The sequence below is a fragment of the Chryseobacterium taiwanense genome, assembly GCF_000813825.1.
GTDB lineage: Bacteria > Bacteroidota > Bacteroidia > Flavobacteriales > Weeksellaceae > Chryseobacterium > Chryseobacterium taiwanense.
In genome coordinates this window covers 194,520-210,719 of sequence record NZ_JWTA01000015.1, presented here as the reverse complement: position 1 = coordinate 210,719, position 16,200 = coordinate 194,520, and the positions used below count along the sequence as shown (strand labels likewise).

General features: G+C 32.7%; 11 protein-coding genes. 4 read left to right on the top strand and 7 right to left on the bottom strand.

The genetic code is table 11. The features are described 5' to 3' along the window. Positions 1 to 178 precede the first annotated feature (178 nt). Positions 179 to 613, bottom strand: a complete 435-nt coding sequence (gene rpiB / locus RM51_RS15630; RefSeq protein ID WP_039371636.1) for a ribose 5-phosphate isomerase B — start codon at positions 611 to 613, stop codon at positions 179 to 181. 1,124 nt (positions 614 to 1,737) lie between these two features. Between rpiB and RM51_RS15625 the strand changes: the two genes are divergently transcribed. Then, positions 1,738 to 2,928 (top strand): phosphoglycerate kinase, encoded by a 1,191-nt coding sequence (locus tag RM51_RS15625; protein WP_039371633.1) that lies wholly within the window; start codon positions 1,738 to 1,740, stop codon positions 2,926 to 2,928. Positions 2,929 to 3,708: 780 nt separating this feature from the next. Here the strand turns inward: RM51_RS15625 and RM51_RS15620 are convergent. From RM51_RS15620 to RM51_RS15595, 6 genes are all read right to left on the bottom strand, one after another. Then, entirely contained in the window at positions 3,709 to 4,530 is an 822-nt protein-coding gene (locus RM51_RS15620; RefSeq protein ID WP_039371630.1) for a class I SAM-dependent methyltransferase, read from the bottom strand. 114 nt (positions 4,531 to 4,644) lie between these two features. After that, the gene (gene mnmG, locus RM51_RS15615; RefSeq protein WP_039371627.1) at positions 4,645 to 6,507 is read right to left on the bottom strand and encodes a tRNA uridine-5-carboxymethylaminomethyl(34) synthesis enzyme MnmG; all 1,863 of its coding nucleotides are present in this window, start codon (positions 6,505 to 6,507) and stop codon (positions 4,645 to 4,647) included. 117 nt (positions 6,508 to 6,624) lie between these two features. Beyond that, positions 6,625 to 7,032 carry an rRNA maturation RNase YbeY gene (ybeY, locus tag RM51_RS15610; RefSeq protein ID WP_039371624.1) on the bottom strand — a complete coding sequence of 136 codons (408 nt, stop codon included), beginning with the start codon at positions 7,030 to 7,032 and terminating at the stop codon, positions 6,625 to 6,627. 4 nt (positions 7,033 to 7,036) lie between these two features. Next, on the bottom strand, positions 7,037 to 9,196 hold the full coding sequence (locus tag RM51_RS15605) for a patatin-like phospholipase family protein (protein WP_052248530.1): 2,160 nt from the start codon (positions 9,194 to 9,196) through the stop codon (positions 7,037 to 7,039). 2 nt (positions 9,197 to 9,198) lie between these two features. After that, the gene (locus tag RM51_RS15600; RefSeq protein ID WP_039371622.1) at positions 9,199 to 11,646 is read right to left on the bottom strand and encodes a bifunctional UDP-N-acetylmuramoyl-tripeptide:D-alanyl-D-alanine ligase/alanine racemase; all 2,448 of its coding nucleotides are present in this window, start codon (positions 11,644 to 11,646) and stop codon (positions 9,199 to 9,201) included. Between the two features lie 158 nt (positions 11,647 to 11,804). Continuing rightward, entirely contained in the window at positions 11,805 to 12,398 is a 594-nt protein-coding gene (locus tag RM51_RS15595) for a thymidine kinase (RefSeq protein WP_039371618.1), read from the bottom strand. A gap of 61 nt (positions 12,399 to 12,459) precedes the next feature. Here RM51_RS15595 and RM51_RS15590 point away from each other — a divergent pair, with 61 nt between their 5' ends. From RM51_RS15590 to RM51_RS15580, 3 genes are read left to right on the top strand one after another with little or no spacing between them, the layout of a single operon-like run. Further along, positions 12,460 to 13,932: a hypothetical protein gene (locus tag RM51_RS15590; RefSeq protein ID WP_039371615.1), complete on the top strand. Its 1,473-nt coding sequence runs from the start codon at positions 12,460 to 12,462 to the stop codon at positions 13,930 to 13,932. 2 nt (positions 13,933 to 13,934) lie between these two features. Beyond that, a complete protein-coding gene (rsmI, locus tag RM51_RS15585; protein ID WP_039371612.1) occupies positions 13,935 to 14,609 on the top strand; it encodes a 16S rRNA (cytidine(1402)-2'-O)-methyltransferase in 675 nt (224 codons plus the stop codon). A gap of 6 nt (positions 14,610 to 14,615) precedes the next feature. Beyond that, the gene (locus RM51_RS15580) at positions 14,616 to 16,115 is read left to right on the top strand and encodes a WG repeat-containing protein (RefSeq protein ID WP_131667084.1); all 1,500 of its coding nucleotides are present in this window, start codon (positions 14,616 to 14,618) and stop codon (positions 16,113 to 16,115) included. The last annotated feature ends 85 nt before the right edge of the window (positions 16,116 to 16,200 follow it).

Sequence of the window (16,200 nt, the reverse complement as noted above, 5' to 3'; positions counted from 1 at the left end):
TTTGTATAAAATTACTACAAAAATGGAGAAGAGAGGAGAAAACCTTCTATTAAATATTTTTTACATACTAAAAGGATTCCGTAGGAAATAATAGACTGGTAAAATCTATTGGACATTGCAAAGATATAAAATAAAAAATAAATAAGGCTTGTAATATGATTTACAAGCCTTTATCATTTTAGCAAACTGCAATTTTATTAACTCTATTTTGGTGTCTTCCACCTTCAAAATCTGTAGAAAGAAATTTATTTGCAATTTCTATCGCTACTTCTTTTGCAATGAATCTTGCTGGGATCGAGATCATATTTGCATCATTATGTTGTCTTGCCAATTCCGCAATTTCCGGCATCCAGCAAAGTGCACAACGGATTTTCTGATGTTTGTTGGCAGTGATCTGAACGCCGTTTCCGCTTCCACAGATTAAGATTCCAAGTTCGTTTTCTCCGTTTTCTACTGAAGTTGCTGCAGGATGTACAAAATCCGGATAATCAACACTGTCCGTAGAAAAAGTACCGAAATCCTGAACTTCAAAGTTTTCTTCTAAATGTTTGATAAGGATCTGCTTGTATTCAAAACCAGCATGATCTCCTGCAATAGCAATTTTTCTTTTCATTTTTACTTTTATTTTATATCTACTGAATTAAATCTTTGACAAAGTTACGTTAAATCCAACTTTAATCTTCTTTGTTTCATGAGCTTTTATATTAAAATTCCAAGGAGAGAATTAGAACCCTTATCATAACTTGAATTATGAAGGTTTAAGATTCTTATTTTTATAGTTACTTCCATAGATAGAAAAATACGTCCATTTACTTTAAAGTGTATCGTAATATCATTATTACTCTCAACTATATTTTTCTATTTATTATGTAGTTAATTTTTAATTAAACTAAATATTTAGTTTTTAAATTTATTAATTATATTATGGTAAATACATTAAAATATTTCCTGGAACCAATCAACACCATTTTGAAAAACATCATAAAAGAAGAAATATCTTATAATTCCGCTGTTTTAAAAGATTTTCTCTTTTTTCATTTTAAAGCTCCACCTGTAGAATTTTCCTTCCAAAACCACTTAAAACACTAGAAAAACTAATCAAAATATTGATATTCAATCTATTGATTTTTCACAAATCTAAAATTTTACACTTATTAACTAATTGTTAGTTAAATTCTAATTAAGTGTTAAGAGTATTGTGAATAACTGTGGATAACTTTGCTAAAAATATTTTTTTTTTTGTTCGATAAAATTTGTAATGAAACTTACTCCAAAAAAATCAACCCAAAATTTTTAAAAACTTTTTTTCAAGTAATCTGTATTTTTTCCATAAATCGGTTATCAATAAAGAGGATTGGGGAAAAGTTACTAATATTTGTTAGTAACCAAATGAAAATTCACATTTTCAGGAAATTATATTGTAAATAAAATGTGAATTGAATAAAAATTTCATGTTATCAAGTTTTAACTAAAAAGTTATCCCCTAAACTCACAACACTCAACAACAATACCGTATTCTTTTTTTTAAAAGAAAATAAATTGTTGATTAATGAGTGTTGGGTTTGTGGGGAAATTTTTTTTGAAAACTTTTACAGGGTTGCGGCTTTTCAAAAATTTTAAAATCTTACATTTGTGAAAAGAAAATTCAATATTATTTATGACAACCGGCTCTGCAAGATTTCCTGCTTTGGGAGATATTGGAATGTCGACGCATGACTATAGAAATAAACAGTATATATGAAAACAATCAATGACTTTAATTTTAAAGATAAAAAAGCTCTGGTACGAGTAGATTTTAATGTTCCTCAGGACGATCAGCTGAATGTTACGGATAATACAAGAATTGTTGCTGTAAAGCCTACTGTAGATAAAATTCTTAAAGATGGCGGTTCTGTAATTTTAATGGCACATTTAGGAAGACCTAAGGGAGAAGTAAAAGATGAATTTTCACTTAAACATATCATAAGCGAGGTTTCTAGTGTTTTAGGACAAGAAGTTAAGTTTGTTGAGGAATGTGTGGGAGAAAAAGCTGAAAAGGCTGCTTCTGAACTTAAAGCAGGGGAGGTTCTATTATTGGAAAATCTACGTTTTCATAATGAAGAAGAGAAAGGAGATGAAGGATTTGCTGAACAGCTTTCAAAATTAGCTGATGCGTATGTAAATGATGCTTTCGGTACAGCTCACAGAGCACATGCTTCAACTGCTGTAATTGCTAAATTCTTTCCTTCGACTAAGTTTTTCGGTTTATTGATGGCTAAAGAACTTCAGGCAATCGATAAAGTTTTGAAAAGTGGTGAACGTCCTGTAACTGCGATACTTGGTGGTTCTAAGGTTTCTACTAAAATTACAATTATAGAAAATGTTTTACCGGCAGTTGATAATTTAATTATTGGTGGTGGAATGGCATTTACTTTTATTAAAGCTCTTGGAGGTAAGATTGGAACTTCACTTGTTGAAGAAGATAAATTGCCTTTAGCTCTTGAGATTTTAGGAAAAGCAAAAGAACATAATGTAAAAGTCTATCTTCCTTCCGACACCATCATTGCTGAAAGTTTCAGTAATGATGCTGAGAAAAAAGAAGTAGATATCTATGCGATCCCTGAAGGATGGATGGGATTGGATGCTGGTCCAAGATCTAGAGATCAGTTTAATGATGTTCTTTTAAATTCAAGAACAATTCTTTGGAATGGTCCGATCGGAGTTTTTGAAATGTCAAACTTTGCTGCAGGAACTGTTGCTCTTGGAGACAGTATTGCTGAAGCAACAAGACAAGGAGCTTTCTCTTTAGTAGGAGGAGGAGACAGTGTGGCTTTCGTAAAACAATTCGGTTATGGCGAGAAAGTAAGTTATGTTTCTACTGGAGGTGGAGCAATGCTTGAAAGTTTGGAAGGTTTAGAACTTCCTGGAGTTGCTGCCATTAACAACTAAAGTTAAAAAATATATTAAAAGTCTGCTATACAATAGCAGACTTTTGTTTTTCTGCTTCAAATTTCCAAAATTTCTTTAGTATATCTTTACTTTTGGCAGTTTGCTTTGCCTAAAAGAGTATTTTCTCGAAAATTTTTAGGTTTTCTCTGTCTGTTGTACTGTATAATTATCAATTAAAATAAATCTACGCGATTCTCAGAGGGTTTGTTTGAAGTTTGAAAATGGCTACATCTTGAAAATCTCATTAATCTTTTTATGAATAGTAAAATTTCAAATTAATTATGTTTTCTTTTCTAAATGATTGCTATTTTCTTTCCGTTATACTGAACAATTACTAATTAAAAAAAATCTGTGGCATTCTCAGAGCCTTAGTTTGTACTCTTGACTTCAGTTATTTTTTCCAAATTAGCTTTGATCTTTTCAAGAAACGTAAATTTTTGATTTTTTTGGTTTTTCTCTTTTTAAATTGTACTATTCTCTTTCTTCTATACTGTACAATTATTAATTAAAAATAATTTAAGCGATTCTCAGGCTATTAGTTTTATTTGTTGAATATTTTATATTTTTAGTAATTAGAATACTTACTAACATATTGTCCATATTTTTAAAATTGAATATTCAATTTTTAGAATTTTATCTTTTAGAAAAAATATTAATTAGAATATGGAGTAGGGGAGTAGTTGAACAGAATAAAAAAACTCAGAAAATAATTCTGAGTTTTACTTTTTATACTAAAAATTCGAAAAAATGACCTTTACAAATAGCCCAAAAATCGATTTTCTATTTTTTTTCGATAATGTATATCAAACTTGAAAATTCGTTGGAAAAAATAGCTTTTACGTTAGAAATCGTTCCGTAGATCGTAGCTTTTAGCCAAAAAAGAGGTGATTTCTTGTATTTTTCGCTCAACATCGAGATATAATAAGAGTCAAGAACCAACGGTTTAATTTTTCTCATTTTCCAGTTTGGTTTCTTTGCAATCAGATTTTCCATTCCCATTTTTGAGAAATGATAGATGTGTCTCGGTACATCATAAGCTGCCCAATATTCTTTATAATGTTTTGCATCGTAAGAAGTAGGGTTGGGAACTGCAATAATTAAAAGTCCTTTTTCCTTCAATTTACTATTGAAAATTTCAAGCATTTCATCCTGATTTTCTACGTGCTCGAAAACATGCCAAAGAGTAATTGCGTCTAAACTTTTATCTTCAATAGCATTGATATTATCTAAAATTGTAGCTTTTGAAATTTTATTTTTTGCTGCTTTTCTGGCATCTGAATCTGGTTCAAATCCGAAAGTTTCAAAATCATTTTCTATATATTTTACGAATTCTCCAGCACCACATCCATAATCCAATACTCTTGATCCCTTCTGAATTCTATCCAAAAGGATTGTTTTTTTGTATTGTAAATTGAATGATTGTAAAAATTTGTAAAGCTTTTCTTTTAAACTTCCTGAATCCTGATGATGGGAAATGTAATCTTCACTTTCATAATATTTAGAAATATTTGATGGGATAGGGGAGGTTTTAAAAACTCCTTTTGTCTCTGTTTCTTTAATTTCAAATATTTCCTGTGAAAGAAAATGATCTTTAATTTTCATTGAATTTGTTTCTTTAAATCATAAAAATTAAGATATTTAGAGTTTAAAATAAGCTCATAAATACCTTAATTTTTGCTTTTATTTTATCTATGTTTCACGTGAAACATTTTGTATTTAACGTCCTAAATAGACCAGTAAAACGTTTATATCGGCTGGTGAAACTCCACTGATTCTTCCTGCTTGAGCGATAGTTTTTGGTCTTACATTTGTCATTTTTTGCTTCGCTTCAGCAGACAAACTTGAGATTTTGGTATAATCAAAGTCTTCAGGAATCTTGATATTTTCTAAACGATTTAGTTTTGCTACGTTCTCTTTTTCTTTTTCGATGTAACCTCTATATTTGATATTTACTTCCGCCTGCTCTCTTACTTCATCATTATATGTAGAAGAAACTTCATTAATGAAGTCAATTCCATCCAATTTTTTCAATGTCATATTAGGTCTTGTAAGGATTTGAGCAGCTCTGTAAGCTTGGTCAACAGGGCTACTTTCAATACTTTCAAGAATAGGATTAATCACTCCCGGTTTTAAAGACGTTTCTCGAAGAAAGTTCTCAAGTTCCTCACTTTTAGCTACTTTTTCATTTACTCTTTGTAATCTGTCCTCTTTTGCTAAACCTAAATCAAAAGCTTTCTGAGTAAGTCTAATATCTGCATTATCCTGTCTTAAAAGGAGTCTGTATTCGGCTCTCGAAGTAAACATTCTGTAAGGTTCTTCTGTACCTTTTGTAATCAGATCGTCGATTAAAACCCCAATATAAGCTTCATCTCTATTTAAGATAAATTCATCCTTTTCTTTTACTTTATTGTGAGCATTGATCCCTGCAATAAGACCTTGTCCGGCTGCTTCTTCATACCCTGTGGTACCATTAATTTGCCCAGCAAAGTATAAATTATCGATCAATTTTGTCTCTAAGGTATGCTTCAATTGGGTAGGAGGGAAGTAGTCATATTCAATAGCATAGCCTGGACGGAATACTTTTACGTTCTCAAATCCTGGAATATGCTTCATTGCTTTGATCTGAACATCTTCTGGAAGGGAAGAACTGAATCCATTTACATAGATTTCTACGGTTCTCCAACCTTCAGGTTCTACGAATAACTGGTGTCTGTTTCTCTCAGCAAAACGATTAATTTTATCTTCAATACTTGGGCAATATCTTGGTCCTAAACTTTGAATTGTACCGTTGAACATAGGACTTCTATCGAATCCTTCACGTAAAATATCGTGTACAGTTTCGTTTGTATAAACGATATGACAACTTAATTGTTTGGTTAACTTAGGAGTATCTAAATAGCTGAATTTTTGAGGGTTTTCATCTCCTCTCTGTTCTTCCATTTTAGAATAATCCAAGCTTCTACCATCTACTCTCGGTGGAGTACCTGTCTTCATTCTTCCGGCTTCAAAACCTAAAGAAACTAGCTGTTCAGTGATTCCAAATGCTCTTGGTTCACCCATTCTTCCACCTCCTAATTGCTTATCTCCAACGTGAATCAATCCATTAAGGAAAGTACCGTTTGTAAGAACTACAGAGCGTCCTTTTATCTCAATTCCCAATGAAGTAACAACTCCTACTACCTTGTTATTCTCTACGATAAGTTGTTTTACCATATCCTGGAAAAAGTCAAGATTTGGTGTGTTTTCTAATGCTAATCGCCATTCTTCTGCGAAAAGCATTCTGTCATTTTGTGTTCTTGGAGACCACATTGCAGGACCTTTGGAAAGGTTTAGCATCTTGAACTGGATGGCAGATTTATCTGCTACAATTCCTGAGTAACCTCCCATTGCATCGATTTCTCTTACAATTTGTCCTTTAGCGATTCCACCCATCGCAGGGTTGCAGCTCATCTGTCCGATCGTCTGCATATTCATTGTGATAAGCAGAGTCTTTGAACCCAGATTGGCTGCTGCAGCTGCTGCTTCACATCCTGCGTGACCGGCACCAACTACGATTACATCATATATTTCTGAAATCATCTTTTTATTGCTTGTTTTAAGCCTTAAATTTTAATCTTTTTTATAAATGTTTCACGTGAAACATTGTTTTGAAATACGTGCTAAAATAGCTTGTATTGCGTTTTATTTAGCTTGTTGTCAATTGTATTTTGCTAAATAATGATCTTCTTTTCTACGCATTTCTTTTTCTTCTTCTTCGGTTTTATCCTTATATCCGCAAAGATGGAGTATACCGTGAGCCAAAACTCTTCTTAATTCTTCTTCGTAATCTTTGGATAGGGTAGAAGCATTATCTGAAATGCGCTGCAAAGATACGAAAATCTCTCCGCTTATTGTTTTACCTTTCACATAGTCGAAGGTGATGATGTCTGTATAGTAATCGTGCTGTAGATAGTCTTGATTTACTTTCAATAAATATTCGTCGTCACAGAAGATATAATTGATTTCACCAAGCTTTTTTTCTTCTGAAAGAATAATATCTTTCAGCCAAGCTGTGTAGTCTGTATTTACAGATTCGGGTAGGTTTTCGTAGAAGAATTGTATCATTGTTTTAAAACCAGTGTCCTAAAATAACACTGAATATGCCTTTTTGATTATTTTTAAGTGAGTGACTGAAATTAAGTTTTATCTGTCCGAAAGGAGATTTATAGCCTGCTGTAATTCCCAGGGAACTATAATTCAACTTTACAGCATCTTCAAAACTAATATCGTCTGATAGGTTTGCAAAAGAGAAGTTTCCGCTGACGAAATAGTTCTTATTAAACTTAAATTGAACATCGTTGGAAATTAAAATTACATTATTGGTGTTCAGCTGAGCAAAATTGAATCCTGCAAAGTTTTTAAAATTAACTACATTTTGTTCGAAAATTCCTCCTAACCTATATTGATAGAATTGAGGAAGGTTTTCTCCGATAGTAATTCCTCCGTAAAGATTAAGACGGTAGCTAAAGTATTTTGTCAACGGAATATTAATTCTGATATCTGCTTTTACTTGAACGAGTCTTTTTTCAACCTCTGATTTTAATAAATCTATAACTTTTCCTTCAGCATTGATGTAAATTCCGCGGGTAGGGAAGTCTTTATCATTTTGAGTATCGCTTTTCAAAAAGATATAGGGATTCATAAATCTGTTATATCTCTTATTTGTACCGTTAGATTCTGCTTCAAAATAATCATGACTTAATCCTCCTCCAATCGCAAATTTATCTTTCCAAATAGATTGAATGTAAAGTTCATTTCTAAGCCATTCCCATTTATCTATATCGTAATTATTAATATCTCTAAGGGTGAAGCTCATTCCTGATGAATAAATTCCCAATCCTGGAATATATCCGTTATCTATAAAATAGTTTAAGTAATATCTAGGCTGATCTCCTACGACAACATCTAAAGAAAGATTTGTATTTTTAAACAATAGGCGTTTGGCGGAATAGTTTAAGAGTAATCCTGTTTTGAAAATTTCATCATAATGTAATCCGAATTTCAAAAAATGACGGGTTTCATCTTCCGTCACGTATAACTTGAGATAATTGGCATCGTTTTCAGGAACGATGTCGTAATTGATAAAACGGTAATTATTGGTGGCAACGAGCTTATCTATTTTTCTATTGATACTTCCGTAAGTTTCAAGAGAGGGGAGTCGTAGTCCCATTTTACCGAGAACGTAGTTTTTACCGTATATTTTGCCTCCGTCTATGGAAATACTGTCAATCTTATAGACGTTGGAATAAATGGGGTTTATTTGCTGTCTGAGACGGTCAAACGGACGCTTTGGCAATTGATCCAGAATATCGACATATTTTAAGCCTTCAACAAATCCGCTGTCTAGAATTTTTTTCTTTTCATCGTAGCTTGTTGCCGTCATACCTTTTAGGTCAGGCTTTATATTAATGTCAGTGTATTTATACTGTCTTCGGGTATCTTTTTTAATTCCGAAATCGATGACCTGATTTAAAATCGCTATAATATTGTTTAAATCCTCTCTTTTGGATAGATCCTGGTTAAGATCCACACCAATCACAATATCGATTCCTTTGTCCTTTAATGGCTTTGAAGGATAGTTTACCGTCATTGCTCCGTCGATATAAATACTGTCTCCAATTTTTACCGGATCCATCAAAGAAGGGAACGCTGAGCTCGCCATAATGGATTGTACCAAATCTCCTTTTTCAAAAATTTGCATATTGCCGCTTTCCAAATTGGTGGCCACACACATGAAAGGAATTGGGAGTTTGGAGAAGTCATCAATATTCGAAACGTTCTTAAAGAGTTCTTTAAGCAAATAAACATTTTTTTGTCCTGTACTGATGGAAGATGGGAGAGTGATTTTTCCGTTTTTTAAAGGAATTGATAAAAGATATTTATCAACGGATTTATTATAGAAGGAGGTTTCCTGACGTTTTGCTTTGGGATCCATGATTAATGAATAAAAATCTGTATCCATCACGATCTTTTCGATCTCTTTTCCGGAATATCCTGCTGCATAAAGACCTCCTACAATAGCTCCCATACTAGTTCCGGCAATATAATCTACTTTTACTCCCAAGGAATCCAATACTTTAAGTACACCTACGTGAGAAAATCCTTTAGCTCCACCACCGGCAAGTGAAAGTCCAATTCTTGGATTTTTTGGAATGACCAGATCTTTCTTTACCTGAGAATGGATCAAGAGGAGCTGAAATGCAAATAAAATGATCAGGAGTTTTCTCATAGTTAATCTTTTATATAGATCCGCTTCACTCGGGGTGAAATAGAGGTTAATACTTCATAAGTTATCGTTTTGCAGTACGACGCAAATTCTTTAAGACTAGGATAAGAGTTGAAAACTGTAACGGTATCGCCTTCCTTTACATTGGGAATGTGATCTATATTGATCATCATCATATCCATGCAAATACTTCCTACAATAGGAGCTAATGTTTTATTTATTCCAACATTTCCCACTTGGTTACCGATTAACCTTGGAATTCCATCTGCATATCCTACAGGAATGGTGGCTATTTTTGTTTTGTGATCGGTTTTAAATCGTCTGCTATAACCGACTGATTCACCACTTTCTACTATGGATATTTGAGAAATTACAGTTTTAAAACTGACAACCGATCTTAGTTGTTTTTGTATTTCACTATTTGGTGATTCTCCTAACATTCCTATTCCAATTCTCACCATATCGTATTGATGACTGGTGTAACTTGTTATTCCTGATGAATTTAAGATATGTCGGATAGGAGTGTAGCCCAATTTTTCAATTAAATACCCTGAATTTTTTTCAAAGTTTTCCAGTTGATGTAAAGTGAATTCCTTCTCTTCAGGTATATCAGAAGACGAAAGATGGCTGAAAATACTTTGAACTTTTAAATTTTTATGATGTAAAGTTTCACTTAAATGATCCAGTTCATTGTCTTTAAAACCAAGACGATGCATTCCTGTTTCCAGTTTGATATGGATTGGATATTTTTTATCATAACCGGATTTCTGAACAGCTTCATAAAATAACTCCAACACCCTGAAACTATAGATTTCTGGTTCTAAATTGTATTCTATGACTGTTTCATAGCTATGCTGTTCCGGATTCATTACAACGATGGGAACGGTGATTCCTTTTTTTCGGAGTTCTACCCCTTCATCTACAAATGCAACTCCTAAATAATCGATGTGATGGTGCTGCAAGAATTCTGAGATTTCATAGCTACCCAAACCGTAAGAATTTGCCTTTACCATTGCCATCATTTTTGTGGTTGGTTTTAGTAAAGATTTATGGTAATTAATGTTATGCAAAATTGCATTCAAATTGATCTCTAAAACCGTATCATGTTTTCTGAGTTCAAGAATATCTTTAAGCTTTTCGATTTCAAATTTTCTAGCCCCTTTGAGTAAGATGATCTGATTTTCAATTTCTGTAAGATGTTTGCTTTCAATTAATTCTTGAGTATTGATGAAAGTAAACGTTTTAGCTTTGAATAATTCACTAAATTTTGATATTTCATTCCCGATTAAGAAGACAGAATCAAAATTTTGTTCATTCACCAACTCGGAAACTTCTTCGTACAGTTCTTTTGAATTTGAATTGACCCCTACAATATCAGTAAGTACCAAAGATCTCTTTTGCTTGTTGTATTCGTTTAAGAATTGAAGAGCTGTTTTCAAAGAATCCAAATCAAGATTAAAAGAATCATTAATGATAATATTGCTTTTAATTCCTTCGATGGCTTCAAGCCTCATTTCGACGGCCTTCAGAGCGTTGATTTTTTCGACGATCTTTTTATTTTCGACTCCTAACTCCTTTAAGACAGTTACAAGCGCCAAAGCATTGGTTAACGTCGCTTCGTCTCTCTGATGAACGGGAAATGAGATTTCTTCATCAAAATATTGCACAACAACATTTTCGTCTTTTGAAATATTGTTTTTAAAAGAGATATGATTATTTTCTTTGAAACCGTAAGAGATTAATTTTTTACTTGAATATAATTCCTTTACTTTTTTATCAACCAATGAATTGTCTCCATTGTAAATGATAACTTCAGAGTGTATGAAAAGCTTGATTTTTTCATTGATTAATTCCTCCTCCGATTTGAAATTGGCGAGGTGAGCGGTTCCTATATGAGTCAGTAAACCGATCTGCGGATGGAAAATATTTTCCAGCTTATCCATTTCATTCGGTTTGGAAATTCCAACTTCAAAAATTCCCAGTTCATGAGAAGTATTGATTTGAAGCAGAGAAAGAGGAAGACCGATCTGAGAATTGAAACTTTTCGGACTTTTAACTGTTGGAAATTCGTTCCAGAGGCATTGGTATAACCATTCTTTTAAAATCGTTTTTCCATTACTTCCTGTAATTCCTATAGATTTTAAATGAGCATTTTCAAAATGAAATTTCGCCAGTTTCTGAAGAAAACTCACAGAATTTTCAACAAGAATCCAGGTTATATTTTCGAACTGAGGATATTGATGTTCAGAAATAATGACATTGATACCTCTGTCAATAGCAGATTCAATGAACTTTTCACCGGAATTTTTATGCGTATTGATGGCAATAAATGCGGTGTTTTTTGTGGAATAGATAATCCTGCTATCAAAAGCTATGTTTTTGATAACTAAATTTCCATCACCAATTACGTTAGAACTGGTGATCTCTGCAATTTGATTTACTGTATAGTTCATTGGTGCCCTTTCTGCTACTATTTTGTGTGTTGTTTTTTGTTCGTCAATTATACATACGCAAAGATTTTTGTTTACAATAAGGATTGTAAATGACTTTACATGATGATATTTGACAAAATATATTTTAACCAGATCTAAAATCTAATCTAATGTCTAATTTAATTATTTTTCTTTTTCAAAAGTACTTCATCAATAAAAACACGACGGCTTACTGCTTCATAACTTTCTGTTTCGCCTAATTCCACAAGATTATCGCCTTGAGAAATTCTCATGGAATAATTGGCCAGATTACCTGTTCTCTTGCAAATAGCATGCACTTTTGTTACGTATTCTGCCGTTGCCATCAAATTAGGCATAGGCCCGAAAGGTCGTCCCAAAAAATCCATATCCAATCCGGCAATAACGACTCTTATTCCGCTATTGGCCAACTGATTGGCTACATCTACAATACCCTGATCAAAAAACTGTGCTTCATCTATTCCAATCACATCACAATTGGAAGCCAGCAAAAGAATTTCGTTAGGATTATCTACAGGTGTGCTTCGTATTTTATTCTGATTGTGAGAAATTACGTCTTCTTCAGAATAACGAGTATCCAGTTTTGGTTTAAAAATTTCCACATTTTGCCCCGCCATTTCTGCTCTTCTAAGCCTTCGAATCAACTCTTCGGTTTTTCCGGAAAACATTGAGCCACAAATAACTTCCATCCAACCGCTTTGTTTGGAGTGATTAATTGTATTTTCTAAAAACATTTGTTAAATTAGCCGTATATTTTTAAGATCAAAAGTAAGCAATTTTAATAAGATTCTTAATATGCAAAACATCCAAGATTTAAAGGAAAAGATTTTTTTTGAATCCAAGAATATCATTGATATTTTGGAAAAAATAAATAACGTAGATGAGTTGCTTTCTAAGCAGGATCTTGTGGATGAGCTTGCTAACAGAATTTCATTTTTGAGGTTGCTTGAAAAAAATATTGAGTATTTCATTACGGAAAATTCGTCTTCTGTTTCAGAAAATAGTGAGCTTACCAACAATGAAATTATTGAAGAAGAAGCTATTTTCAATAACGAATTGAATGAAATTGAAGAAAAAGAAGAAATTTTTACAGGAAGTACAGATGAAGAAGAGGCTATTTTTAATAATCAGCTTAATGAGATCACTGAAAATGACTATCACGAAAATATAGTAAGCTTTATCGGTGAAAACCTTGAACCTAAATATGTTGATAATGAATCTTCTAATTCCGGATACGATCAAAAAACAGCCGAAGAAATTGTTTATAATGAGCAGTTAGAAGAAATAGAAGAAAACAGTCTTTCGGAATATCATGAGAGTGCATTGGATTTTGTAGATGAAGAAAGAATTCTTGCTGATGCAAAACCGGATGATGCTGAAGATATTTCAGAAGAAATGTTCCATCAGGAAGTTACAGAGGAAGAAGCGATTTTTAATAATCAGTTGAATGAAATTGATGAAGTTGAAAATAATAATGAAGAGGAAAAAGAAGTTTTGAATGAAGAAAAATTTGTAATAACTCCTGAATCTTCAGAGGTTACAGAAACGATTCCTAGCATGTTTGATATAGAAATCTTTGAAGAAGAAGCTATTTTGACAGAAGAGGATGAAGATCAGTTTTTGATTTCCAATGTTGCTGTAGAGCAGGGGGAAATGATCATGGAAACTTCCAATGTTGAAGATATTCTGACCGAGATAAAACATAATGATTCAACATTCGAAGTGCAAGAAGAAGTACTTGTTGAAGAAGAAACGAGAAGAGGAAAAATTGTAGATTTTGAAACCCCGATTCCTTCAGCAGAGAAAGAAAAACTGGCATCTGACGAAAGTTTTGAAAATCTTGAAAAATATCATCAGGATAAAAAGATAAGATTATCCAACATTCGAGGATTGAAGGCTGTACAAACCCTTTTTGATGATGATCACCTAGAAACAGAAGCTTCCCATCAGGAAAAGCCTGTAGAAATAAAAAAAGAGGATACAGGAAGTCTGTTGAAAACGAACATTTCGACAGAATATATGGAGAAAGAAAAGGAAAAAACAAAGCCTGAATTTAAACTGGATTTAAATGACAGGTTGGCTTTTTCAAAAATGCTATTCGGAGGAAGTCAGTCTGAACTGAATGAGGTCGTAGCAGACCTGAACAGCTTTAGAAATCTGGAAGAGGCAAAAGAATATCTGAGCGACTTATACTATGATAGAAAATGGGATAAAGTGGATGAATATGCTCAGAGACTATGGATATTGGTAGAAAATAAATTTTTATAATTTTGAGCGGGATTCTTTATTTTGTTCCGACACCGGTCGGAAATTTAGAAGATATGACTTTCAGGGCAGTCAACATACTGAAAGAAGTTGATTATATTTTATGTGAAGACACGAGAACTTCAGGAATTTTATTAAAACATTTTGAAATTTCTAAGCCTTTAAAATCGTATCATTTGCATAATGAGCATCAGGCGACTGAAAAAGTGATTACAGACCTTAAAAACGGACAAAATATCGCTATTATTACGGATGCAGGAACTCCCGGAATTTCAGATCCGGGTTATTTATTGGCTAAAGCAGGTTCTGATCATAATATTGAAATGATTTGCCTTCCGGGAGCGACAGCTTTTGTACCGGCTTTGGTAGTTTCCGGATTACCCAATAATGAGTTTTTATTTGCGGGTTTTTTACCACAAAAAAAAGGAAGACAGACAAAGCTTAAACAGCTTGCAGAAGAAAAGAAGACGATCGTTTTATACGAAAGTCCACATAAGATAAATACTACTTTGGAACAAATTAAAGAGTTTTTCGGAGAGGAAACCAAAGTGAGTTTAAGTCGTGAAATTTCGAAGAAATTCGAAGAAACTAAAAGAGGAACAATCAATGAATTAATTGAGTTCTCCAAAACAAAAACTTTAAAAGGAGAAATTGTTCTTATTGTAAACAATGCTATTTAATTTTAATTGAAAACACTAGTTTTTGTATTGTTATCATCGGTTTGTACAGCACAACAAACCGATCAATACACCCAGATACTTTTGTCAAAAAAGCTTGGCAAAGAAGTAAAATTTTACTCAAATGGATATGGCATCACGATCGATGCGGAATCATCAGAATATGGTATTGTAGACTCTACAGGAGTGATTACCTATACTGCGCCGGCTAAAAATGAAATATCACATCTTTACAAAGACCGATTCATTGTTAAGATAAAAGATGGGGACCCGAAAGGAAAAATGGCATTGATTGATCAGAAAGGAAAACTATTGATCCCATTTGATGCCCAAAAAATAAGTCCTTCCTGGAGCATTAACCAAAGACTTATTACATCCAAAGACGGGAAAGAGGGGATATATAATTACGATGGAAAAGAGATCATTCCTTATTCAGATAAAATAAAATTTGCTGGAGAAAATAGATTTTTCGTAAAAAAAGATAATATCTGGCTGATTTATGATGCTGAAGGGAAATTAAAAAGCAACAGAGAATTTAAAGAAAACCTTCATTTTTATAAAAACAAGGTTTATATCCCCACCGGAGAAAAACAGGGAGAAATAATAGATAACGACGGTGTTACCCTGAACACTATATCCAACAGTAATGTAGATAATATCGGAGGATATCCCTTTTTGATAACGAAAAACCCTTCTACCAACAAATACGGAGTTATAGATACGCAGGAAAATCGTCTTGCGGATGAAATCTATGATGAAGTATTTTTAGGAACACGATATATTTACTTTATTAAAAACGAAAAAATAAATATCTTTTCAAAAGAGGCTAAGAAGATCTATTCTACAGATTTCGACTATGTAAAATCATTATTTAACGACTTATTCAGTACTCAAAAAAGCCTTAAAAATCCTAAAATGGCGGTTATACGCATCGACGGAGAAGTTGTAGTTCCAAAAGAATATGATAATATTGAAGGCATAAAAATTGCTGGAAATAACTTCATTTATCTGATAAAAGGAAATGAACAAAGGCTTCTGGATAAAGATTTGAAAGATGTTTTAGAACCTGGATATCAGATTGAAAAGATCTTTCCTAACAGTCTGATATTAAGAAAAGAAGGAGTGTTTTACAAATTTTCGGCGACAGATAAAAAATATGAAGAACTGAAAAATATTGCTGCTTTAAAAGAAAACGGCATTTTTTATTATCCTCAAAATATGTTTCCGGCAGTAGTTTGCAAAAACAAAGATAATTTCTACGGAATTATTGATGAAAACGGAAAAGAAATTGTTCCATTCATTTATGATGATGTTAATGCTTTTCTTCCTGATAATGAAGTTGTTGTTCAGAGAGAAAAGAAATTTGGAGTTACTAATTATCAGAATGAACCATTGAAAGAAGTGGTATATGATAAATTTGCAGTAGACAAGGACGGAATAAAACTTACAAAAGACAAAGGGACAGAGTATCTGTATTTTACAGACTCCGGAAGTGATAATAAGTTGTAATAAAACGATATATAATCATAAAAAGACTTAAAATTTCTATAATTTGACAGGATAAAATGTATTGAATAACAAATTATAATATCTT